Origin of the sequence: Rhodopirellula sp. P2, from assembly GCF_028768465.1 — a bacterium.
Taxonomy (GTDB): Bacteria; Planctomycetota; Planctomycetia; order Pirellulales; family Pirellulaceae; genus Rhodopirellula.
The window spans coordinates 5,954,236-5,975,909 of the sequence record NZ_CP118225.1; the positions used below are offsets into that span (position 1 = coordinate 5,954,236).

Annotated in this window: 19 protein-coding genes and 3 pseudogenes; 13 read left to right on the top strand and 9 right to left on the bottom strand. The window is 57.7% G+C overall.

All coding sequences use genetic code 11. The features are described from left to right. Nucleotides 1–110 precede the first annotated feature (110 nt). Genes PSR62_RS20930 through PSR62_RS20940 form a run of 3 tightly spaced genes read left to right on the top strand, consistent with a single transcriptional unit; the run spans nt 111 to nt 1,658 of the window. Nucleotides 111–395 carry a hypothetical protein gene (locus PSR62_RS20930; RefSeq protein ID WP_274404932.1) on the top strand — a complete coding sequence of 95 codons (285 nt, stop codon included), beginning with the start codon at nt 111–113 and terminating at the stop codon, nt 393–395. A 46-nt stretch (nt 396–441) separates the two neighbouring features. Further along, nucleotides 442–735 (top strand): hypothetical protein, encoded by a 294-nt coding sequence (locus PSR62_RS20935; RefSeq protein ID WP_008671553.1) that lies wholly within the window; start codon nt 442–444, stop codon nt 733–735. Next, nucleotides 735–1,658 (top strand): ISAzo13 family transposase, encoded by a 924-nt coding sequence (locus PSR62_RS20940; protein ID WP_274408236.1) that lies wholly within the window; start codon nt 735–737, stop codon nt 1,656–1,658. The genes PSR62_RS20935 and PSR62_RS20940 overlap by 1 nt, the downstream gene beginning before the upstream one ends. Before the next feature lie 207 nt (nt 1,659–1,865). Here PSR62_RS20940 and PSR62_RS20945 read toward each other — a convergent pair whose 3' ends face one another. Together PSR62_RS20945 and PSR62_RS20950 are read right to left on the bottom strand one after the other, a co-directional pair. Then, complete coding sequence (locus PSR62_RS20945) at nt 1,866–2,396, bottom strand: hypothetical protein (RefSeq protein ID WP_274404933.1); 531 nt, start codon at nt 2,394–2,396, stop codon at nt 1,866–1,868. 122 nt (nt 2,397–2,518) lie between these two features. Next, complete coding sequence (locus PSR62_RS20950) at nt 2,519–2,788, bottom strand: hypothetical protein (RefSeq protein ID WP_274404934.1); 270 nt, start codon at nt 2,786–2,788, stop codon at nt 2,519–2,521. A 555-nt stretch (nt 2,789–3,343) separates the two neighbouring features. Here PSR62_RS20950 and PSR62_RS20955 point away from each other — a divergent pair. After that, nucleotides 3,344–3,781 carry a tyrosine-type recombinase/integrase gene (locus PSR62_RS20955; protein ID WP_274404935.1) on the top strand — a complete coding sequence of 146 codons (438 nt, stop codon included), beginning with the start codon at nt 3,344–3,346 and terminating at the stop codon, nt 3,779–3,781. After that, nucleotides 3,781–4,005, top strand: a pseudogene (locus PSR62_RS20960) (IS91 family transposase); the annotation flags it as partial. The gene PSR62_RS20955 and the pseudogene PSR62_RS20960, both read left to right, overlap by 1 nt. A 546-nt stretch (nt 4,006–4,551) precedes the next feature. On the opposite strand, the gene PSR62_RS20965 reads toward PSR62_RS20960, so the two are convergent. From PSR62_RS20965 to PSR62_RS25815, 3 genes and pseudogenes are all read right to left on the bottom strand, one after another. Beyond that, nucleotides 4,552–4,968 (bottom strand): hypothetical protein, encoded by a 417-nt coding sequence (locus tag PSR62_RS20965; RefSeq protein WP_274404937.1) that lies wholly within the window; start codon nt 4,966–4,968, stop codon nt 4,552–4,554. An 85-nt stretch (nt 4,969–5,053) separates the two neighbouring features. Continuing rightward, entirely contained in the window at nt 5,054–5,665 is a 612-nt protein-coding gene (locus PSR62_RS20970) for a hypothetical protein (RefSeq protein ID WP_274404938.1), read from the bottom strand. Nucleotides 5,666–6,042: 377 nt separating this feature from the next. Beyond that, nucleotides 6,043–6,187, bottom strand: a pseudogene (locus PSR62_RS25815) (IS91 family transposase); the annotation flags it as partial. Between the two features lie 1,019 nt (nt 6,188–7,206). On the opposite strand from PSR62_RS25815, the pseudogene PSR62_RS20975 reads away from it, so the two are divergent. Further along, nucleotides 7,207–7,311 (top strand): annotated as a pseudogene (locus PSR62_RS20975) (tyrosine-type recombinase/integrase); the annotation flags it as partial. Between the two features lie 650 nt (nt 7,312–7,961). Here the strand turns inward: PSR62_RS20975 and PSR62_RS20980 are convergent. Both PSR62_RS20980 and PSR62_RS20985 read right to left on the bottom strand, forming a co-directional pair. After that, entirely contained in the window at nt 7,962–8,429 is a 468-nt protein-coding gene (locus tag PSR62_RS20980) for a hypothetical protein (RefSeq protein ID WP_274404939.1), read from the bottom strand. 84 nt (nt 8,430–8,513) lie between these two features. Beyond that, the gene (locus PSR62_RS20985) at nt 8,514–9,365 is read right to left on the bottom strand and encodes a hypothetical protein (protein ID WP_274404940.1); all 852 of its coding nucleotides are present in this window, start codon (nt 9,363–9,365) and stop codon (nt 8,514–8,516) included. Nucleotides 9,366–9,540: 175 nt separating this feature from the next. Here PSR62_RS20985 and PSR62_RS20990 point away from each other — a divergent pair, with 175 nt between their 5' ends. The 5 genes from PSR62_RS20990 to PSR62_RS21010 all read left to right on the top strand — a co-directional run bounded on the left by PSR62_RS20990 (nt 9,541) and on the right by PSR62_RS21010 (nt 16,161). Next, nucleotides 9,541–10,701 (top strand): DegT/DnrJ/EryC1/StrS family aminotransferase, encoded by a 1,161-nt coding sequence (locus PSR62_RS20990; protein ID WP_274404941.1) that lies wholly within the window; start codon nt 9,541–9,543, stop codon nt 10,699–10,701. A 218-nt stretch (nt 10,702–10,919) separates the two neighbouring features. Continuing rightward, the gene (locus PSR62_RS20995; protein ID WP_274404942.1) at nt 10,920–12,782 is read left to right on the top strand and encodes a tetratricopeptide repeat protein; all 1,863 of its coding nucleotides are present in this window, start codon (nt 10,920–10,922) and stop codon (nt 12,780–12,782) included. Then, nucleotides 12,779–13,846 carry a MotA/TolQ/ExbB proton channel family protein gene (locus PSR62_RS21000; RefSeq protein WP_274404943.1) on the top strand — a complete coding sequence of 356 codons (1,068 nt, stop codon included), beginning with the start codon at nt 12,779–12,781 and terminating at the stop codon, nt 13,844–13,846. The genes PSR62_RS20995 and PSR62_RS21000 overlap by 4 nt, the downstream gene beginning before the upstream one ends. Beyond that, nucleotides 13,846–14,244, top strand: coding sequence for an ExbD/TolR family protein (locus PSR62_RS21005; RefSeq protein WP_274404944.1), 399 nt, complete (start codon nt 13,846–13,848; stop codon nt 14,242–14,244). Before PSR62_RS21000 ends, PSR62_RS21005 begins: the two co-directional genes overlap by 1 nt. A gap of 18 nt (nt 14,245–14,262) precedes the next feature. Continuing rightward, complete coding sequence (locus PSR62_RS21010; protein WP_274404945.1) at nt 14,263–16,161, top strand: prenyltransferase/squalene oxidase repeat-containing protein; 1,899 nt, start codon at nt 14,263–14,265, stop codon at nt 16,159–16,161. A 72-nt stretch (nt 16,162–16,233) separates the two neighbouring features. Here PSR62_RS21010 and PSR62_RS21015 read toward each other — a convergent pair whose 3' ends face one another. Together PSR62_RS21015 and PSR62_RS21020 are read right to left on the bottom strand one after the other, a co-directional pair. Further along, on the bottom strand, nt 16,234–16,461 hold the full coding sequence (locus PSR62_RS21015) for a hypothetical protein (protein WP_274404946.1): 228 nt from the start codon (nt 16,459–16,461) through the stop codon (nt 16,234–16,236). 27 nt (nt 16,462–16,488) lie between these two features. Beyond that, the gene (locus tag PSR62_RS21020) at nt 16,489–16,881 is read right to left on the bottom strand and encodes a helix-turn-helix transcriptional regulator (RefSeq protein ID WP_274404947.1); all 393 of its coding nucleotides are present in this window, start codon (nt 16,879–16,881) and stop codon (nt 16,489–16,491) included. 289 nt (nt 16,882–17,170) lie between these two features. On the opposite strand from PSR62_RS21020, the gene PSR62_RS21025 reads away from it, so the two are divergent. Together PSR62_RS21025 and PSR62_RS21030 are read left to right on the top strand one after the other, a co-directional pair. Continuing rightward, nucleotides 17,171–18,754, top strand: coding sequence for a proton-conducting transporter transmembrane domain-containing protein (locus PSR62_RS21025; protein ID WP_274404948.1), 1,584 nt, complete (start codon nt 17,171–17,173; stop codon nt 18,752–18,754). A 72-nt stretch (nt 18,755–18,826) separates the two neighbouring features. After that, nucleotides 18,827–21,538 (top strand): YbcC family protein, encoded by a 2,712-nt coding sequence (locus tag PSR62_RS21030; protein ID WP_274404949.1) that lies wholly within the window; start codon nt 18,827–18,829, stop codon nt 21,536–21,538. Nucleotides 21,539–21,674 lie beyond the last annotated feature (136 nt).

Below are 21,674 nucleotides of genomic sequence, written 5' to 3' on the forward strand. Positions count from 1 at the left end.
AAAACGAGGCGCACCTCACCGTCGGTTGGATCGTCGTCGAATGACGATGGCGGCCGGAAATCGCGAAAAGGTTGGCCCTCGAGTCCTTGTCCACAGTATTTCATGGCCAGATGAAGCTCCTCGTCTGTCCATTTGTAGATTCCGACAAACCAGAAAGCCATGATTTGATTGTCGACGTCGACAATGTCGTCGAGTTTCTTTCCGCCCCGTCTTTGAAGCTCACGGTACGGATTTTCGTGATTGTCTCTGGGAATTCTAAACTCAAGGGGTTGGGGAACGCCTTCCGGGACGCCCGAACCGCTGAGCGTGAACCGATCGCCTTCTACATTGACGAGGATTTCTGGTGGCTTAGCAACGCACGATCAATTAGTGTCGGAGATACTGGGCGTATCTGATAGACTGCTGTGAGTTCAATTCGATCCCCACATGGCGGAGCCACGGATGGCCATCAGTTTACGCGAAGCCGATTCACAGACCGAGCAACGCTTGCGTGATTTTGCAGGAACTTTATCGGAGAAGGATCGCAGGCGATTTGCAGCCATCGAAGCGACACAGCGTGGGCATGGCGGGATCACTTACATCGCCGGTGTGCTTAGGATTTCGACCCGAACGATTGAACGGGGCATCGCGGAACTTGATCACCTGAAGGATGACCCGGCGGCTGGACGCGTACGTCGGCCCGGTGCCGGTCGAAAAAAAAGATCGATTCCGAAACGCCGGAAGAAGCCAACCTGATCGAGTGCCTCGAGTTCCGTACCGCCGGAGACCCCGACGAAGAGGACATCATTTACACCGACTTGTCGCCGCAGGATCTGTCGGAGCGTCTGGCGAAGATGGGAACCCCCGTGGGCAAAGACGCGATCGCTCAGTGGCTCGATGACGCGGGAATCCGTCGACGGCAAATTCGCAAAGACATCCCTGGCGGCGAACATCCCGACCGAGACTGCCAGTTTGAACGCATCGCCGAACTGGTCTCGCAATACGAAACAGCCGGCGAGCCCTGGTTCTCGATCGACACCAAAGCGAAGGAGCATTTGGGGCTTCTGTATCGTAAGGGGCGAGTTCGCGGCAACCGTTCGTTCGAAGCGTTTGATCATGACTTTCCTTCCTGGGCCGATGGCGCTTTGATCCCACACGGGATCTTTGACCCGAAGGCCAATTTGGGGCATATCAACCTGGGACTGTCCCGCGACACAAGCGAATTTGCCTGTGAGTCGTTCAGGCGTTTTTGGAACAAGTTCGGCCACCGACGTTATCCGGACGCGACGTCGATTCTGCTGACTTGTGACGGGGGCGGCAGCAATTCAGCGAGCAAGTACATCTTCAAATACGACCTGGAGCGACTGAGTGATGCGATCGGTTTGCCGATTCGCATTGCTCACTATCCACCGTACTGTTCGAAGTACAACCAGATCGAGCGCCGCTTCTTTCCGCACATCGGACGGGCGTGCAGTGGAATGCTGTTTGATTGTCTCGACACGGCCGTGTCGCTGATGCGCGGGGCGAAGACGAGAACTGGACTGCGAACGACCGTCGCTGTCATCAAACGCGTCTTTGAAACCGGAAGGACTGCCACCCAAGATATGAAAGACAACCTAACAATCGTCTACGATGATCTTCTGCCAAAGTGGAACTATGTCGCAAATCCCAGAACATGACAGTTATTCACCGTGCGTTGCTTATCTGAGCGATCGGTTTCCGTTTGCAACGACGCGACCACCCAATCGCCTTGGAACTTTGAGTACCGCTTTGGAGTTTCATCCGGCTTTGGACCCTGCGCAAATCCGATGCACGTTAATGTCAGAAGGAGGACGATCGCTGCAAGTCTCACCGGTGAATTCCTGTAGGCGAACGTAGAGACCACTTTATTTCGGTGCAACGCCATCGTTACCCGCCCATTTCGCCCCGCCCTCGAACGTGGATGGCGTGTACCCTACGATCGCCACATCGGGCTTGAGGTGGGCAATCGCATCGATGACAAGATGAACCGGATTGCCGTAGTAAAACGTCAGGTCGTACTCGCGTCCATCAGTTGTGATCAGCGTGCACCGCTGGCCTCCTTCGTGCAAGGCGTCCATTCGGACGGAGTCCAGTTCGTGCAACGGAAGTGTGAATGATGAGCCACGCAGAGGAATGGGACAGAAGCATTCGATGAGGCGTGAAGTAACACGGCAGACGAATGATTGGCGTCGAACCAACATCCAGAAGACCCACCAAAGCCAGATCGCCGCGTTCCCGGCGAAAAGGATTGCGATGATGGAAATCGCGAACGTCCTAAGCGGTGTCACATCGATCGAGCGTGCGGAATAGGCCAGGAATCCACAGAGCGCCGAAACAGATGTGAGCGCAAAGACAGAGATGGCGAGGTCGCGAAGCCAAGACCGTTGGTATTCCATTCGGCTGTGCAGGTTCCATGGGTTTCAGTCGGGGAACGGCAGCCGTCACCAGGCACGGAAAGACGACTTTCTATTTCTGAAACTTCGCAAGCCGTGCTCCGTGTGCACGGCTTTGTTCTTCCTCAGTCTTCGCGAGTTTTGACGCCATCAACTTCAACCACCTGAAGCGTTACGATTCCATCGTACGGTTCGGAAGTGAACGTCACGTTGTTCAATTCGGCTACTTTCTTGAACTCGCCATAAGCTTGACTCTCCATTGCGTATTCGCCACACGACGCACCGAAGTCACACATGATGTCCCGAAAAGTGACAGTGTCAATTCGACAGTCTTCAGCGTCGCTAAAGCTCCGGAGCAAGATCGCACGAGCGCTGTCTTTCGAGTCTGCGATCATGCATGCGTTTTCATTATACTCGTAGCATGTCTCGAACTTATCGTAGACAGCGTATCCTACTACAGCTTCCGACTCGCGGTGATTCATGGATGTTGACTATTCCGCGTAAGGGAGTAAGTGATTCGTGTAAATGGAAGAACGGTGGAATTCACGTGGCTCGCGCGGGCGATGTTCAAACGACCACTAAGCAGGTACGCAGGTGTCATCGGGTATGTGAGCCGTTGGCGTTAGCCACGGTTTTCACGCGCAACCGGGGCGAACGCCCAAAAGGCCCACATGGTTGTGCCCGATCATTCCAGCCGACCTGCTTAACCTAGCTCGCGATCTCCCGTGCGATTCTCTGGTTCAAGTTAGCCGCTAGCGCGGCGGTTTCGTATTGGTGGTGGAACGTGCGCGTGACGAATTGTTGGAAGCATCCTTTCAGAAGGATGCTGTTCGCTGGGAACAGCTCCTCCTGAAAAGGAAACCAACATATCCACGTTTAGTTCAAACGATTCGCAAGTTGCACCTGGATCCCACTTCCCGGAAAGTCTTCGCCTGAGACTCTCCGAAGACTTGCACCTGACCGGCAAGGGAGCCAAGGACCGGTATGTCCCGCTGCCGACGACGACCGTTCGACTTCTGCGAAACTACTGGGCAAGTCACCGGCACCCACGCCTGCTGTTTCCGGCAGATGGCCGAAACCACAGCCTTGCCAAAGACGGCGTCAGTCAAGCGACGACTCCGATGAGCGAAACGGCCGTTCAAGGAGCAATGAAGCAGATCACGAAAAACCTCCGCTTTGGCAAGAAGGTCAGCATTCATACGCTGCGTCATTCCTATGCGACGCACTTGCTCGAAGCGGGCGTGGGGCTGAAGGTGATTCAAAAGTACTTGGGGCATTCGTCGCTGCAGACCACGATGGTGTACCTGCATTTGACTGATACGGCCGAGGCCAACGCTCGCGAAGAAATCGAAAAGTTGTTCGGTAGGCTACCAGGCAGCGACGAGTAAACAGCAAGGTGAAAGTCGAGGAGGTGAAGTGGTTGGTCTGGCTCGCTCTGGGCTGGACGTTCTGGTTGGGCAGCGGCTACGCCCCGCAAGCGGAACCACTGACCGCACCGATGAAATGTCGCCTGTGCGGCGGGGCGATGCGAGTGCTCGAGGTCAGTTGCACGTCATCGTCATCCCAGGGCATCCGCCCCGAACATGGGCTGACCAACTACGACAGTGGGTAAGCAGGTCAGCAGGAATGATCGAGCAAAACCATGTGAGCCGTTTGGGCGTTAGCCCCGGTTGTACGTGGGAGCAACGACGCTACCCAAAACATTCAAAATACTGAAAGACTCCTGCCGAACTGCTTAACGCATGAACCAGGGAAGTGAAATGACCGAACGAATTCGAGCGTCTTCAGGAGGGCGAAGGGGGAAGATATGTCGCGACAGCAATCTCTTGCCTCAAAACCACCGGGCAATGAATCTCAATCGATGCCATTCACGGCCGATCCAGCACAACCAGGGTCCGAGCAAGTGGCCAACCACCGAAGAGTTGCAGTTGGGCCGAACCATAGCCTTCACCGGAGGTCAGGAATCAGAAGCAAAGTCCAAGGGAGAACAGGCGGGCCGTTCGGCGTTCATCACCGGGCATCTTGAACAGAGGACTTGAGCTTCGGCTAGACGACGCGTTTTGAACCGCGACGAACGAAGCAACAGAAAAGAGAAAGTGACTCAACCGTCGCATCCACGCGAAGTCAAATCCTTATTGGTTATCTGGCGATTCGGATATTAGTTCGCAGTTGGTTTTCTTGAGTTTAGATCTCTATTGTACCGTTCGGCGTACTGCCATGCACGATCAATCAACCGATGGTGATGGCGAGATTCGAGTGCATCCGTTGTTCCGTCGAGTGTCCAGTAGTCTTTTGCGTCACGAATTCCCTGCCATTCAGATTGTTGCACGCCGGGGAAAAATGGGCCGCCGGGTTCGCCCCAACAGCCAGCATAACGAAAGTCACCGCCGTTGATTCGACGGGAAACATCATATTCTGGATTTGTTTCGTCAACGGAACGAAGGGCAGTTTCGAGTTGCTCAACACTGTATCCATCACCTTGATGGTCAATGTGATTCACAGTCACGATCCACGCCGCAATGGTCAGCGCGATTGCGGCGACGGCAAGCAGAGTGTGACGCAAGGTGAATTTCATGTAGCCAGATAACGGTAGACATCACGGGGGACGGACGATTGACTCGCCATTCTAACAAAGGCCGCAAGCCGTCCTCCCGTGCATGTCATGGTTCTGGCTCCCAGTCGTCCATATCCGCATTGACTGCGTTCAGATCCCGACGGAAGCGTTGTTTCATTTTCACGATGAACTTCAGATCATCCCGACACCCTGCTTGTGAGACTCGGTCGAGGCCACCATCGTCATCGAGTGTTCCGATCTCAATCAACCGTCCCTCATCTAAATTGACCGCGCGGTTGGCAATCGCAAGTACATCGGTGAATTTTCCGTCTCCGTTGTCTTTGACTTGGTAGATGAGGGTCGTGGGGTGCCCGTCTATCGTGACTCGAAATGTCCAGGCGGCGACTCCGTGCGTTTTGCTGTCGTAGACATCCGTCACTTCAGCCTTGGCATTGGCGTCATCGAGCACAATGCTGAACGCGAGGGTTGGTTGGTTACGATCAGGAGTTGAGATTAGGAGCGAGAGAAATCGCCGTTCAGTCTCGGATGTGGGTTGCGTTTTAACAGAGAAGTCAAAGTCACCACCAAAGGATCCACTCTCGATATGCGGTCCTTTGGAGTATCCACTAGCGTGATAATCGCCCGCGTGCAGCTGTCCTACAGCTAGGCAAACAAGCGTCGATATCGTTAAGAACGGTCGGGAGGGATTGAAGTACATCCGAGTGTCCATGCGCGGTAACAGCGAGAATGATCGTAGATGCGTTTCGGTTGCCAGAACAATAGATTCAACCCTACTCAGTAGGGTCGTATTCGGGAAATTGCATGATACGGGGTAAGTGAGTTGGGGTGTTTGACCAATATCACTCAACTCGCTTCCATGCTCAGAATCTTACCTGCTGCGTGTCGCTGTAGCAATGTTGCGTGCCGGGCGGGGGAGTCATTCTGACAGCACCTGCAGACTTTGAGACTGCCGTGGCATCGGCGGATGGTGTCAGCGAACGTGACCGAACATGGTTTTCGAAGTGACTTCGGCGGTACGCACTCACGCATTCCAAGGGCAAGGCGATTGCCTGTGGAGTGTCGCAATCGCCCTGGTGTCCACCCCGGTGGCAGTTGAATCCTGCCAGAGAACAACTGCTCTCGCAGCAAGGCTTGGAAGATGCCGCGGAACTTGGTCAACACAACCTTGCATGGTAGCAGGCACTTCCTCTTGCCCGCCCCATGTCCCGTCTTCAATCAGTCGCCTTCCGGGCACTTGTTCTCGTCAGTCGACGCGGACTTCGTCCATCTGGGTGACTTATTCTCACCGTGATGACGCCTGGAAGGTGCGGCATGTCTTCCACCGGTGGGACAGATTTCCTTGACAACTTTCGCGCTGCGAAGGATCGCCTTCTCTTTCTCAAGAATGTGTCCAGTGAAAGTCCCATCTTATTTTTGGGGATCCATTCCCCGCATGCAAGCATTTTTGCATCTGATGAACAAAACCGCACGCTTTGAGCGGTGGTTTCAGCGAGTTTCCCGCCTCGCTTGTTCACGCACGCGAGACAGTTTTGGTGGCTGACGTGGAGGCGTTGCGTCTGGTTGCGTTGGAGCGTTTTGGGAAGCGTTTTATGTTTGATCGGCAGGAGGAGATGCTGGGAGGCCTTGCTTCGAACCACGTGAACAACAAGTGACGTAAGCAGGTCGGGTGGAATGATCGGGCACAACCATGTGAGCCGTCTGGGCGTTCGCCCCGGTTGCGAGTGAAAACCGTGGCTAACGCCAACGGCTCACATACCCGATGACACCTGCGTACCTGCTTAGCGGAAGGACGCGAGCCCTCCGGTTCCTCACCGGGCGGCTTGCGCCACACCGCTAAACAGGTCGGCAGTAGTCTTTCGGCATTTGAAATGTCTTGGCAAGCGTGGTTGCTTCCACTTCCAACTCCGGTTCCTCACCGGGCGGCTTGCGCCGCACCGCTAACATCGTGACTTGTTGTTTACGCGGCGGGTTGGGAGGGAGGATTCTCAGGCTAACAGCCACTTGGGTTGCAGAACGACGGGGTGAGCGACTTGCTGAGGTGGCAGGTTGGATGACACGAATTGCATTGACACGGTTCAGGTGCGGGAGTTGAGTTGTGATGGGGACGTTTTCGAAACCGGCGAGTGCCGAACAGAAGCAGCGTTGGGCGAAGAGATGGTTCCAAAAGCTTTGCCAATTTCACCGGCGGAAGACGGAACCGGATTGGAAGTTTTCGGCCGATGATGTGATTGCTTTCTTGCGATCACCTTCCCGACGCATTTGCGACGCGCAGTGGAGCAGGCGGGGATTTGGAAGCATGTGACAAGCCACACGTTTCGCCATTGCTTTGCGACGCATCTGCTATGACAGTCCACTTGAAACCGTTCGCGTGATGCTGCTCGACGATAGCGACTGGGCACGCAAACATTTGAGGACAAATGTTCTCCTCTCGTTCCAGGTTTGATTGGGAGGTCGTGCCGTTTTACTTCACTCTCCCTTCGGGAGGTTCGGCCCGTTTCGGGCCGGGGAGGGTTACGCGCTGGATTCAATGCTGAGCCCTCCCCTCGCTTCGCTCGACCCTCCCAGGCGGAGGGTGCTGACAATCGCCTGGCAGTACAGCATCTATAAACTGCACGACCTCCGCAGTTGGGGAGGGGCGGAATGCGAGCGTTCAGCGAGATTTCCGGGGGAGGGCAATCCGCGCCGCTTTCCATGCTCGGCTCCCTCCCTCACGTACGCCTGAACGGCGTCGCTTGACCTCTGCCCAAACTTCGTTTCGGGAGAGGTACACCATGTGGAAATCTGCCGAAAAGCGAAATCAAAAAACTGCACGAGCTCCTTGGCGGCGGTGGGGTGTGCGCGACCGACTGTGGGCGTCTGTCGGTTACGGGCGAGATTGAAGTTGCAGGCATTCTCGCGATTCGGAGCAGTTGATAGGAAAAGACTGTCGCTACGAAAAAACCCAGTTGGGGATTCCAACTGGGTTTCGTGTTTGGGATTGATGCGACGGAGAATCAACCGTCCGTCTTTTCGGCTTTCTTTTGGAAACCTTTGCTGAACGCTTTGTCGTTGAAGACCAATTCCGCTTGCTTCTTGTCTTCGGTGCTTTCGACTTTGCCTTTGCAGTTGTTGCAGCAGAAAGCGACTTTGGCACCGTCGACGGTGATCAATGTTTCGGCGTTCAGTTCGCCGCCACTGAAGGGGCAGGCCTTCTGTTCGTACTGCTTGGTTTGCACCAGCTGACGATTGGCCTGAGCTGAAAACTTCTCGGGTGTCTTGGCGAACTTGCCTGCACAGCCGTTGCAGCAGAAGAACACCTTGCCTGCTTTGTATTCCGCCGATTTACTGGCTTGGGCGTCGCGAGGTGCGACGACGCATTTGACGTCTTTCAGGTCCACCGTTTTCTCGGCGACATCGGCGGCGACCACGGTGGTGGCGGCGACCAACAGGACAGCCAGAGCTGAGATCCAACGTTTAGCCATCGTTTGACTCTTTCCAATCAAAGGGAACGGAACGCCGCCCAAAGTGGTCGAGCGGCGAATTGACGCAGTTTGTCAACGCTCAGGCTAAGTCGTGGGGGGGCCCGATGTCAAATCCGGATCGCTGGGTTTCGCTTCCGATTTGGCTTTCATTCGGGCTCGGGCGGCCTCCCAAGGGCTGAGTGGGGCCGCGGGGGCTTCCTCCGCCACTGCAGGTGCGGCAGGCGACTCAGGCTCAGCGGCTCGTTCGGGCTCGACTGCCGGTGTCGGCTCCACTGCAGGAGCAGGCACGGCTGCGAGCGTAGGAACAGCCGGCGGTGCAGGTGCAGGCTGCGTTTCGGGTTCCGGTTGAGCTTCTCGTTCCGCTTCAGGAGCCGCGGCTTCCGCAACGGGCGCCTCGGGCTCGGACACTGCTTCAGGCTCGGACACCGCTTCCGACTCAGGATCGAACACAGAAAGCTCTGGTTTCGCTTGCGGAGCGGCGACTTCAGCAATCGGTTCGGCGGCCGGTTCTGGTTTGGTTTCGGTCATGGAAGCCAGTTCTGGCTCACCGGCGACCTCCTTGGTCGCTTCGGAATCCGAGCTCGGCCAAACCGATTCGGAATCGTCGCCCGCAAACTTCTCCGCGGCCATTCGCTCTTGTTTCTCTTGCTTTTTCGCCAATCGACGAGCGACATGCTGAGCGGCCAGGTCCTCCATCGAGTGCACGGTTTCAGGTTGCTCCCGGCCGGTTTGCTTCAAGTACAACTCGGCGATGAATTCCTTCAGAGGCTTTTTCCAAGGCTGGTCCTTGATATTCGCGTAGCTTGGAAATCGGCGTGGTTCCAGCCCCAATTCCCGAGCCATTTGGACCTCAGCGTGCGTCAAACTGTATTGTTTTCGGATCGTAATCCAGGGCAGAAATTTGTGCGGGATTCTGGCTTTTTTGTTCTTCGCCATGTGGTTTTCGTGAAATTGTGGGGAGAATCTTGGAGTGCGTCGTCGGTGGGTCGGTCTTGACGTTTGACGTGGAAGCACCGTATTGAAGCAGAAGTGTTTCAACGCGTCAGTGCGTCGACACTGTCGAAAATGGACTTTCGACTATCCCGCATCAATTTCACGGAAGAGTCTCGCCATGACTGCTGGTACCCCCGGCGTCCCTCTGCTGGATGTCAATCGCGACAACGCCCCGCACCGCGACGAGTTTCTCGAAGCGTTGACCGAAGTGCTCGACAGCGGCCGTTTCCTGTTTGGCCCGGACGTCACCGAGTTGGAAAACGAAGTGGCAGCTTACACTCAAACGCCCAACGCGGTCGGATGTGCCTCCGGAAGCGACGCATTGTTGCTTGCGTTGATGGCCCTGGACATTCAACCGGGCGACGAAGTCATCGTGCCCAGCTTCACGTTCTTTGCGTCGGTCAGTTGCATCACCCGACTGGGTGCGACACCGGTCTTCGCCGACATTCTACCCGATACCTACAACGTCGATCCAGAATCAATCGCCTCGTTGATCACCGAAAAAACAGCCGCGATTATTCCGGTTCATTTGTTCGGTCAGTGTGCCCAAATCGATCGGATCTGCGAAATCGCGGCCGAACACAAGATTCCGGTCGTCGAAGACGCCGCTCAAGCCATCGGTGCGGCCTACAAAGACCGGCCTGCCGGCAATTGGGGAACCGTGGGTTGCTTCAGTTTCTATCCCACCAAGAATCTTGGCGGGATGGGTGACGGCGGAATCCTGACGGCCAGCGACGCCGGCTTTGCCGATCGTCTGCGATTGTTCGCCGGTCACGGCATGCGTCCGCGTTACTACCACCAAGTCGTCGGGATCAACAGCCGTTTGGACACGTTCCAAGCCGCCATTCTTCGCGTCAAACTGCGTCATCTCGATGCCGCCGTGGAAGCCCGCACGATCAACGCCAATCGCTACACCCGTTTGCTAACGGAAGCCGGTTTGGTGAGCGATGACCAGTTGATCACGCCCTACCACGACCCCCACGCTCGCCACGTTTGGAACCAGTACACGCTGCGAGTCCCCGGCGGTCGACGGGATGCCTTGCGAGCTCATTTGTCCGAACGCAGCATCGGATCGGAGATCTACTATCCGGTGCCGATGCATCACCAAGAATGCTTCCAAGACGTTCCCTTCCGTCACGACGGATTGAAACACACCGAAGCGGCCAGCGCGGAAGTGCTGAACCTGCCGATCTTCCCCTCGTTGACCGAAGACGAACAGATTCGCGTCGTCGAGTCGGTGGCGTCGTACTTCCAACAAGCCAACCGCGCCGCGGCTTGAACGAAGCGGAACCTCTGAACGGGCGAGTTTCCAAAGTCACCCGACTTCTGGTGCCTCGCCCGATCTTCGTCCAACACGGCTCTCTGAATCCCTCCTCTCGATCTTTCGATTCAGCCATGACTGTGACTCACAATCAGTCGAACCTCCTCCGCCTCCCTCACCCTTCCCGTCCATTCCCAATGCCGTTTCGCTGGAAACGACTGGGCAGGTGGGTGATCGTGAGCGCGCTGTTGCTGCCCTCGTTCGCCCTTGCTGATGATTCCAAACTGGCCTCCTCCACAGGCCTGCTGTTGCAACAAACGCACGGTGCGGAATGGGAAGAAGCAATTGCCACGGCGCGCACCATCGCCGCCAACGAGAGCTCCTCGATTCGGTCCATCGCAGCGTTGGTTCAATTGGCTCGCCGCTTGGACGCCACCGGCAACCAAGCCGAAAGTGCAGCGGACGTGCACGACATGGCCGCCTACGCCGTGATGCGTCTGAAGGAAAACGATCCCGATGCGCTGACCGCGGATCAAGCCGCCAATTTGTTGCTCAGCGCCGCCAACGGTTTGTCGCGATCCGGCCGTCACCTGGACGCACACCGCTGGCTCGACGAAGTCCAGCAGTTCGGCGTGACCACCCCGGAATGGACAGCGACCTGCATGACCGTGGCCTCGGGATTGCTGGACGAAGGCCATCTCGACCAGGCTCAATCGACCTACCAGATGGTCATCCAAAGCGGCGACAGCCCGCAACTGGCGACCGCCCGATTGGGTCTCGCTTGGTGCACTGCCATGTCGGGCGAAGACGACCTGGCTGCCCTGACTGCGATCGACCAGTTCTTGCAGCACCATGCCGATCATGCGGATGTGCCTTCCGCTTTGCTGATGAAGATGTCCTGCCAGTTTCGGACCGGTCAGTCCGACCCGGCCGATCAAACCCTGCAGCAACTGCTCACTGAGCATGCGGATTCAGGGGCCTGCTTGCAAGCCATCGTCGCGCATTGCAACAACCATCCCTTGGAACCGTGCGACGGTCCCCTGGCAGAGCATTTGATCCAGCACGCTGATCGACTCGTCGCCTCACCCCAGTTCACATCGCTGTTGAAACCTGCCGCCATAGGGTTGTTGGTGGCAGCCGAACAAGAGCACGCCGACGCTGAGCAAGCGTTTGCCAATGCGATCGCAACCCGCGACGAATCGGGCGACACGACCGCCGCGGTCCTCGAACACCTGACCCGCAACGACCGAGACGCGGCCGCGCAACGGATCGCGCTGCGTTGGATCTCACCCGTCGCCACCACCAGTCCAAATTCGGACCAAGACGCCGAACCCGTCATCACCGCCGGTGTTCGCGAATCAGCGTGCCGCTGGGCGGGTCGAACCTCGAACTGGTCCATTCTCGCGATGGCCGCCCAGGACGAAGAATCGTACTTGGATGGAAACGCCCAAACCTCCCAACTTCGCGGACGCAACCTGCACGTCGAACGCCTCTTCGCAGAAGCCTTGTTGCAAACCGGCGATGCCAAGTCGTCGCTGAAATGGTGGCAACGCATCGTCGACGAAGGCGGCGCGGACGACTTCCCGACCCTGCTTCGCCTGGCCGAAACCGCCTCCTCATCTGGCTCGATCACCGAAGCCGCTCAGCGACTCGCCGCCGCTCGTGCAGCCATCTCTCCCACATCGCCTCAGTCGGCCTTGGTGAACTTGCTGGCTGCGGATGTGGAAATTCGCCAGTTGAACTTTGACCGCGGGCGTTCGCTGCTCGAAAGCGTCGTGAGACTCGGGTCGGCCGACGAAGACGCTCGAGGCCGAGCCCAATGGATGATTGGCGAAACGTACTACATGCAAGAACGTTTTGGCGAAGCGATTGATGCCTACCGATTGGTCGAAGGCATCGGTGGCGAAGGCCAATGGACGGCCGCGGCCCTGGTGCAAGCCGGCAAATCGTTTGAACAATTGGGGCGGACACGCGAAGCCGCCGTCTGCTATTCCACTTTGGTGCGTCGCTTTGCGAACAGCCAACATGCGACCGGAGCCCGCCGCCGATTGGCCGCGTTGTCACCGGACGCCTCCTCTGAATCCCCACTTCGACGATGAATTCACATCGAAACGAGACTCGTCCCAACGTCAACCGGGTGCGTCCAACGCTCGCGGTTGCGTCGCGATTTTTACCGGTCGTCGTGCTGACGATGGGGTTGTCGATTTGGTCGAACTGGCATGGCGCCGTCATCGCTCAAAACTACGGCAACCAAGGTTTCAACCAACCGCGAAGCAACAACGGGTTCGGGAACAACTACAACGCGCCCTACAACTCCGGCGGAACTCAAAACTCCTTTGGCGGGGGGCAATTTGGTGCCTCCCAACCCGTCGCCCAAATTGCATCGAACAACACCGGCGGCAACGCGGGTGGCATGTCGATCCCAGAAGCCCCCGCGACGGATCAACTCGCGGGAGAAGGCGAAGCGGCCGACGCATCCGAAGCCAGTTGGGAACCACCCGCATTCATCAGCAAGATCGCTGAAGGCGGCATGCTGATGATCCCATTGGCGGTCTGCTCCCTGATCGTGTTGGGGCTGTCGATGGAACGCATGATCGCACTGCGTCGCAGTCGCGTGATCCCCAAACCATTCGTTCGTCGATTCACCGAATGCGTCGAAGACGGCCAACTCAGCTATGAAGAAGCCACTTCGATCTGTGACGAATTTGATTGCCCGGTGGCGGAAGTCTTCCATGCCGCGGTCCGTCGATGGGGCCGACCGATGATGGAAATCGAACAAGCCGTGATTGATGCGGGCGACCGTGTGGGCGATTCACTGCGTCGTTTCCTAAGAGTCTTCCATGCGATCAGCAACGTGACACCGCTGATCGGATTGCTCGGCACCGTCCTGGGAATGATTCAAGCCTTTGAAACCATTGCGGACCCCAGTGCGGGCGAAAGCGATCTGCTCGCTTCAGGAATCAGCACCGCGCTCATGACCACCGCCGGCGGACTGAGCGTCGCGATTCCCGCGTACTTGGCCTACATGTACTTCGGCGCCAAATCAGATGGCTACCTGGGCGAGATCGACAAACTCTGCCAACGAGTGATCGATTGCATTTCCGCCGAAGGACTGGAAAACGCAGGCACGGCCAAGGCTCCTCGTAAACGACGGGCCGCCTGATGAAACGCAATCGCGGAACCGAAGAGGCCACGATCAACCTGACACCGATGATCGATGTGGTGTTCCTGCTGGTGATCTTTTTCATGGTCAGCAGCAAAATGGATTCCAACGACAGCGGCGTGCAAGTCAACGTGGCTTCTGCCGACATGCAGTCGATGGCCCGCACACCCGATCAACGGATTGTCGAAGTCCGCAACGATGGTTCGCTGTTGTTGGACGGCACGCCAATGTCGTCCGAACAATTGACGGAAACGTTGAGGCAACAACATTCGGTCTATCCCGGCCTGCAAGTGTCCGTGCGTGGCGACAGCGACAGTTCGCTCCATCACGTCGTGAAAGTCATGCGTCAAATTGAACTCGCTGGCGTGCAAAAGATGGGCGTCAGCGAACGACGCTAACCCATTTTCGATTCGCTCATGCCAACCGTTTCCTCCCCACCGATGATCCCGGTCGCCGACGCATCCGACGCGCCGCCGATCGCTTCGTGGGACAACTTGGAAACCCTTTGGGCCGACCCCAACATCGTGCGGGTGGTCGCCCTCATCGCGGTGACGTTCTTGGTCATCACAATCGTTCTGTTCCGCCGCCGCAAAGCCAGCGGTCGCGGGGCGGCGATTGTTTGCTTGATTTTGTCCGTTGTTTTGCACGGCGTGTTGATCCTCTACGTGCCCAAGCTGTCCGTGTTTTGGTCCGGTGGTGGTCCGGCATCGGATTCCGCCGCCAACGCCGGTGCGGCTGACATTGCGGTGTCGATGTTCGATCCCGAGATGTTGGAAACGCTGCAGGATTCCGCTGAAACGCTCGCCCAACCATCGCCGCTGGCAGCACTCAAACTGCCCGAACCGTTGATCCCGGAACGCGAGATTGAAGCGGACTCGTCCGAGCCCCTCGCGGCAGACGAGGTCGCCCCCGAACCGGAATCCGATCCCACCCCGACGCCCACTGAGATCCCCTTGCCGTCGATGCCGGCCGTCCTCGCTTCTGCCGCGCTGCCCACGCAACCCGCACCGACCGAGTCAAGCGAAACCGTCCCGGCCGACGTTCTGGATTCCAGCATCGACGATTGGTTGCAAACGGCCTTGGCAGACCCTATCGCGGAACCCGATCAAGAATCCACTCAGCCATCCTCGCCGGAAATGGCTGCCCCGCCATCAGAGGCTGGCGAATCCAACACGATTCGCTCCACCGAGACCGAAGCCATCGCCCAGATCGCCTCGGTTCGTCCAGCTGCTTCCCTGCCCGAAGAACGTTCCGCTGGAACGATCGATGAGGACTTCGCCTCACGAACCGGAGCGGCCAAAGCACATGCCCTGATTCAAAATGGTGGCGACGCCGACACGGAAGCCGCTGTCGAAGCCGCACTGAAGTACTTGGCGTCGCAACAACGCAGTGACGGAGCCTGGGACCCCAAAACAACCGGCGCCGGTCAAGAGCGTGCCCCCCTGGGACTGCATCGAGGCGGAGCGGGTCGCAATGCAGAGACCGCGATCACGGGACTCGCCTTGCTGTCGATGCTGGGTTCTGGCCACACCCACCAAGAGGGCGAACATCGCGACACCGTCTACCGAGGCCTCGCGTTCCTGCTGTCCCGGCAACGCGCCGATGGCTCTCTGGCCAGCAACGCGTCCGTGTACGCGGCACACTACAGCCACGCAATGGCAGGTCTGGCTCTTGCCGAAACCGCTGCGATGACTGCCGATCCCTCCGCCATGGAAGCCGCCCGCCGAGCGGTTGCTTACACCCGTTCGATGCAACATCCCGTCACCGGCGGATGGCGGTACAACCGTGGCGACGCCGGCGACCTCAGCCAACTTGGATGGCAAGCCCTCCTGATCGACTCGGCGGATCGTTCGGGTGCCGCCCCTCTCAATCGTCGCATGTCCGACGGCATTGCCCGCTTCTTGGATTCGGTTCGACGCGGTCGTGCCGGCGGGCAAGCTTGCTATCGTCCGGGTGAACCCACATCGCCGACGATGACGGCGGAGGCTCTGGCAACACGTTTGTTGATCGGGCAAAAGCTTCCCGACGCCACGATCCGCGAAGCCGAATCGGTCTTGCTGACCAACCTGCCCGGCCAAGGCACCGACAACTATTACTACTGGTACTACGCCACGATGGCGCTGCACCAACTCCAGGACGACGCCTGGGAAACCTGGAACGCAGCTCTCAAGCAACGTCTGCTTTCGACGCAGCTACCCGATGGGTCCTGGTCCGATCAATCCCTGTGGGGCGGCTACGGCGGCACCGTCTACACCACGGCGATGGCGACGCTGTGCCTGGAAAGCTACTACCGACACTCTCGCCGGCCCGAATAGTGTTTGCCTCCCTCGGCACCTCCAATGATTCGCAGCCCAAACGATTGCAACTGGAGTTCCTTCCCCACCGGGTCACTCGACCAAGAAGACATCCTGGGCTGCTGGAAACAAGTTGTTCGGAGCCAGCCGAGTGGTTCCCAGCGTGACCACGCGAGCCGTCCCCGCCGCGATCTTAAGGTCGTACTCCGCCGCGGCTCCGACCAACAGGACATGCCCCCACTTGGCGTAAATCGTGCCCGCCAGATCATTGTTGCCGATCAGCTGCTTCCCCCCACGCCGCTTGACGCACTCCCCAACCAACTCGTCCTTCGAACACTCCCAATTTGATCATCCCGTGATCAATTTCAGCAGGTCTCCGATGTGCCGATGGGCTTCGATCGGGTGCCGCAACGCTTGGTCAGTCAGCACCTCATAGTGGTTCTTGCGGCCAACCTTCTCCCGGCGAATGAATCCTTCGTCTTCTAAATCCTGAACGATTCGCTGGACCGCTCGTTCCGTGATCCCCACCTGAACCGCGACCTCGCGAAGAACCAGATCGGGCTGGGCGTGCAAGACAATCAACACGTGCGCGTGATTGGTCAGAAACGTCCACCGTGCGGTGGGCCGTGTTTCCGCTGCTTTTGGCTCCGGGGATGTTGCCGTCTTCGGCACTTTGGGTTTGGCGTCTGGTTCGGGCGACCGTGTTGCTCGAGTACCACGAGTGACTTTCTTCGCTGCCATGGATCCATTCCGCCTGGGCCGCGGTTCCCTTCGAAATCGGTGTTGGAAAGCAGAGCACGCCACTGCGTGCCTTGCAAAGCTGAATTGTACCATCGAAACACGAAAATTTATTCGTGACTTCAAAAACACGTCAAACCCCGCTTTTTCAACGGTTCCAAGACGAAACCGCCGTGAACCGAGGCGATTCGGACTCATCCTCCATCCTGAATCGGACGAAACACAATTGACGACAATATTGTCGTGCTTTAGTGTTCGCGTATTCCACTTCCGCTTTGAGGAGACTTGAGAGATGCCTGATTGGTTGACATTGCTGCCGGTGATCCTGCCAACGTTCCTCGTGCTCGCGGCGTTGGTTCCCGACGTGGTTGGCCGCCGGCATGGCTTTCGATGGCGGCAGTGGATCACTTTCATGGTCGCAGCGCAGTGCTTGGTGGCCGTCGCCATGCTTTTGATTCACCTGGTCACGTGGGTTCCCAGTCCGATCGCGGAATTGAGAATTGTCGAGGTGTTCCAGCCGACCACTTGGGTCCTCTACGACGGTCTCTCAGGTCTGATGCTGATTCTGGTCAGCTTCATCGGCTGGGCCACCTGCCAGTACTCGATTCGATATCTCGAGGGGGACATCCACCAAGCTCGCTACTTTCGATTCAGTGCGGTCTCGATCGGAGCGGTCAGTTGGATGATCGCCTCGGGAAACCTGATCGGATTCGCCTTTGGCTGGGTGGCCATGAACTTGGGTTTGCACTCCTTGCTGTTGCTGAAACCAGACCAATCTGGTGCAACTCGCGCCGCCTGGACCAAGTTCGCTATCAACCGGATTGGCGATCTGGCCTTGTTCGCAGCCTTCGGTCTGCTCTCGGTCAAGTTCGACTCGCTGGTGCTGGTCGACATCTTTGAATCCGCCCAGGCGATGCAACTCGAGGCTGGATCCCCACCGCCAATCTTAGTGGCCGCCTGCTTCCTGCTGTTCATTGCCGCAGCCAGCCAATCGGTGCAGTTCCCATTTCACTCTTGGCTCCCGGAGACGCTTGGTTCGCCCACCCCAGTCTCCGCGCTGATGCATGCGGGTATCGTGAACGCCGGCGGATACCTGGTGATTCGATTCGCAAATGTGTTCGCACTGTCACCGCTGTCGATGAACACGATGGCGGTGGTGGGACTGATCACGACGCTGGTCGCTGTGACGGTGCTGATGACCCAGACCAGCATCAAGAAGTCACTGGCCCATTCCACCATCGCACAGATGGGATTCATGATGCTGCAGTGCGGTTTGGGAGCCTCTGTCCCTGCGACCGTCCATCTGGTCGCACACTCGCTGTACAAATCCAACGCCTTCCTACGCTCCGGCAGCGTTATCAGCGATCGAAAAGCGATTGCCGGTGCCCGGGAATGGAATCGATCGCTCGCTTGGTACGAAACTGGATTCGCCTTCACGGTCAGCTGCACGCTCTTTGCCGCCACATGGATACTGTTCGGTCTCTCGCCCACTGAAAAGCCCGGCGGCTGGATCCTTGGCAGCATTCTGTGTTTGGCTTTGACGCACTGGATCGCCGAAGCCATGCGGTCGGGATCCCGACGCTTGGTGCTGCAGTCGACGGCCACGGCGGCGTTGATCTGCTTTCTCTATGTCACCGGATTCCTCGCAACCGACGCTTTGATTTCCAACGGCCTCCCCACATCAACTTCGCTCCTGAGCAGCCGCGTCGTGGGAACCGTGGTCGTGCTGGGATTCGTCGGCCTCACCTTCTTGCAGACCCGTCTCGGTTCCACCACTCAGCCTGCGTGGGCTCAAACCATGCAAGTTCACGCGTCCAACGGCTTTTACATCGAACATGGAATTCGTCGCGTGTTCCGGTTGCTCGCCACCTCCTGAGCAACGCCCTGTCCACCGACTCGAGTTCCAATCGCATCCCGAATTCACACATCCACCCCAGACAGACATGCCATGAAGACCATCCATCACCAACCGAAGTCCGCTTCCAGTCACGCGTCGAACGACCAACCGCTCAGCGTGTTCATGCCCGCCGCGTACGAAGACCCACATGTCTATCGACAACTCGAGGAGTTGCTGAATCAAGTCTGTGACGCGGTCTCTCCGGTTTGGCCGCTCAAAGATTGGGTCGCAGTCAATCCGTACGCAGGTTTCACGGAACGCTCCTTCTTCGAATCCCGAGACCACCTGCAAGTCTTCTCGCAGTGTGAACTGTTGCCGACGATGGAACACTTTGCCTCGCAATTTCAATCCGGAGCACTGCTGCCGACGCACATCGAAGCGGCGGTGAACGAGACCGCCACGGCAGTCCAGAATCATGGATCCGACGAGGTTTCGTGTGTTGTGGATGAGGTCCTGGAAGCATTGACGAAGTCTTCGTCTCCAACGGCATCGAAAGATCCCTTCCCAGCGAAATCCAAACCGCTTCCAAAGATCGCGACCATTGCCGCACGACTGACGGCCCACGGACCGGTGGACTGGACCGAAATGGTTCACCAAGAGATCGGCAAGCATTGCTCGGCTCACTACGACGAAGGCCAAGCGAAGTGGGGCAGTCCCTGGCAAAACCTGCCTCTGTATCAAGCCTGGCGAAACACCGCACGGTGTGATCGGGGAATCGAAATCCTGGGACTGCCTGGCTTTCGAAAGTTTGTGAACGACCTGCCTCACACGGCCGAAGCGACCATCGTTCATTTGCTGCAACGAATGAATCTTCCCCGATCGCTTTGGGAAACGTTTCTGTTGGCACATGCCTTTTCGATGCCTGGTTGGAGCGGTTGGACCAAGTACCAAGGATTGCAAACGGACCCCATCGGAACCGGCAAATTCCAACACGACGACTTCCGTGGCTTCTTGGCGATGTCATTGGCCTACGACGTCGCGATCTCAGAAGCCTTTGCCTTTGAAGTCGATTGGGAATCGCTGCTGAATGCTCAAAAGCTAAACGCTGCTTCCTCCGACGACTCCTGCAAAGCGTTCCGAAAGATCCTTCTGCGAGCGACGGAGATTGCCTATCGAGATCAGCTGCTCGACTCGCTGCCGTCGCTGCCACCACACGGCCCCGATGCGTCCGAATCGGCCGGCAATCTCGATCAACCGGCGTCGCGTCCGATCGCACAGATGGCGTTTTGCATTGACGTTCGATCCGAGCGATTGCGAAGGCACCTAGAAGGCGTCTCCGCTGACATCGAAACGATTGGTGTGGCAGGGTTCTTTGGGCTGCCATTCGAATACATTCCGCTGGGCCAAGATTCCGGCGATGTCCACGCCCCCGTCTTGCTGAAATCGAGCTTTTCACTGCAGGAAAAGGCATCCGACTGCACCGCCTCTTGCTCCGCCCAGAATCCTCTTGCCCCGCACAATTCCACCTCCACGTCCGCTGAGGCAGCACGTCGAACAGAAACCAGCACCTGGAAGAAACGGTGGAAGCAATTCCAAACGTCCGCCGTGGGCTGCTTTTCGTTCGTGGAAACTCTGGGACTGCTCGATGGCGTCGAGTTGGTCGGTCGGTTGCTGGGGAAGAACCTCCGTCAGTCGGGTCACCCCAACCAAGCTGGAGTGACCGCGGAGGGACAAACGCTCTCGTTGGATCTGGATGGACTGTTGCAACAAGGCATCGATCTGGAACAACAAACGGACATGGCCGAAGGCCTGCTGACCGCGATGGGGCTGACCAACCACTTCGCCCCGCTCGTTGTTTTATGCGGGCACGCCAGCCAAACCGACAACAACGCGATGTCCGCTGGATTGGACTGCGGCGCCTGCGGCGGACACTCCGGTGCCCCCAACGCTCGGTTGGCCGCCACGCTCTTGAACGATCGACGAATTCAAACGCGATTGGCCGAACGAGGCATTGAGATTGGTGCCGACACTCATTTCCTGGCCGCCTGGCACAACACCACCACCGACCAAATCGAATGGCTCGACACCGAAACCATTCCCCCCTCGCATCAATCTCGAGTTGCTCAGTTGCAAAGCCTTGGCAACGAAGGCAGCGAATTGACTCGCTGCGAGCGGCAGCCACTGTTGGACGAAAGTTCTTCGGAATCGTTGGCCGCTCGGGCCACCGACTGGTCGCAAACACGCCCCGAATGGGGACTGGCGGGCAACGCCAGCATGTTGATCGGCCCGCGAAGTTTGACCCGAGAAATCGCCTTGGACGGTCGAGCCTTCCTACACAGCTACCATGCCGCGTCCGACCCCAGCGGTCGTGTTCTGGAATCCATCCTGACCGCCCCGATGGTCGTCGCACACTGGATCAACATGCAGTACTACGCCTCGACCGTGGATTCGCATCATTTCGGCAGCGGTTGCAAAACCGTCCACAACGTGGTCGGCCAATTTGGAATCTTCTCCGGCGACGGTGGCGATCTGCAGGCTGGTCTGCCGGAACAATCCCTCCGAAATGGCGAGCACATCGAACACATTCCGTTGCGACTGCAGACCGTGGTGGTTGCCACGCGAGAGGCCATCGATCGAGTGATCGCCGCTCACACCACGGTACGCAATTTGGTGCAAAACGGTTGGGTGCACTTGGTCGCTATCGAAAACGATCAAAAGTACCGCTACCAACCAACCGGATCTTGGGTTCAACTGCCGACCAACACCGCCTCCTGCACCTCTCAGCGTGAAAAAACATGGCAGCTCGTGGGGTCGGCGGAATGAACCTTTGCTGCGGATCCAAGAGGGCAGTCCTTGGCAATCCGCCCTGCTGCGGGCATTCCTTTTCCCTTTCAGTTTTCACTGCCTGGTCATCCATTGTGGCGACTTCTCACACGATGAATGATGACGTGACGATTGC

Coding starts and splice junctions, on each gene's coding strand:
- PSR62_RS21000 (WP_274404943.1), top strand. CDS start 12,779: ATGAATTCACATCGAAACGAGACTCGTCCCAACGTCAACCGGGTGCGT.
- PSR62_RS21025 (WP_274404948.1), top strand. CDS start 17,171: ATGCCTGATTGGTTGACATTGCTGCCGGTGATCCTGCCAACGTTCCTC.
- PSR62_RS20930 (WP_274404932.1), top strand. CDS start 111: ATGAAGCTCCTCGTCTGTCCATTTGTAGATTCCGACAAACCAGAAAGC.
- PSR62_RS20980 (WP_274404939.1), bottom strand. CDS start 8,429: ATGGCTAAACGTTGGATCTCAGCTCTGGCTGTCCTGTTGGTCGCCGCC.
- PSR62_RS21020 (WP_274404947.1), bottom strand. CDS start 16,881: ATGGCAGCGAAGAAAGTCACTCGTGGTACTCGAGCAACACGGTCGCCC.
- PSR62_RS21005 (WP_274404944.1), top strand. CDS start 13,846: ATGAAACGCAATCGCGGAACCGAAGAGGCCACGATCAACCTGACACCG.
- PSR62_RS20965 (WP_274404937.1), bottom strand. CDS start 4,968: ATGAAATTCACCTTGCGTCACACTCTGCTTGCCGTCGCCGCAATCGCG.
- PSR62_RS20990 (WP_274404941.1), top strand. CDS start 9,541: ATGACTGCTGGTACCCCCGGCGTCCCTCTGCTGGATGTCAATCGCGAC.
- PSR62_RS21010 (WP_274404945.1), top strand. CDS start 14,263: ATGCCAACCGTTTCCTCCCCACCGATGATCCCGGTCGCCGACGCATCC.
- PSR62_RS20935 (WP_008671553.1), top strand. CDS start 442: ATGGCCATCAGTTTACGCGAAGCCGATTCACAGACCGAGCAACGCTTG.
- PSR62_RS20970 (WP_274404938.1), bottom strand. CDS start 5,665: ATGTACTTCAATCCCTCCCGACCGTTCTTAACGATATCGACGCTTGTT.
- PSR62_RS20985 (WP_274404940.1), bottom strand. CDS start 9,365: ATGGCGAAGAACAAAAAAGCCAGAATCCCGCACAAATTTCTGCCCTGG.
- PSR62_RS21030 (WP_274404949.1), top strand. CDS start 18,827: ATGAAGACCATCCATCACCAACCGAAGTCCGCTTCCAGTCACGCGTCG.
- PSR62_RS20945 (WP_274404933.1), bottom strand. CDS start 2,396: ATGGAATACCAACGGTCTTGGCTTCGCGACCTCGCCATCTCTGTCTTT.
- PSR62_RS20950 (WP_274404934.1), bottom strand. CDS start 2,788: ATGATCGCAGACTCGAAAGACAGCGCTCGTGCGATCTTGCTCCGGAGC.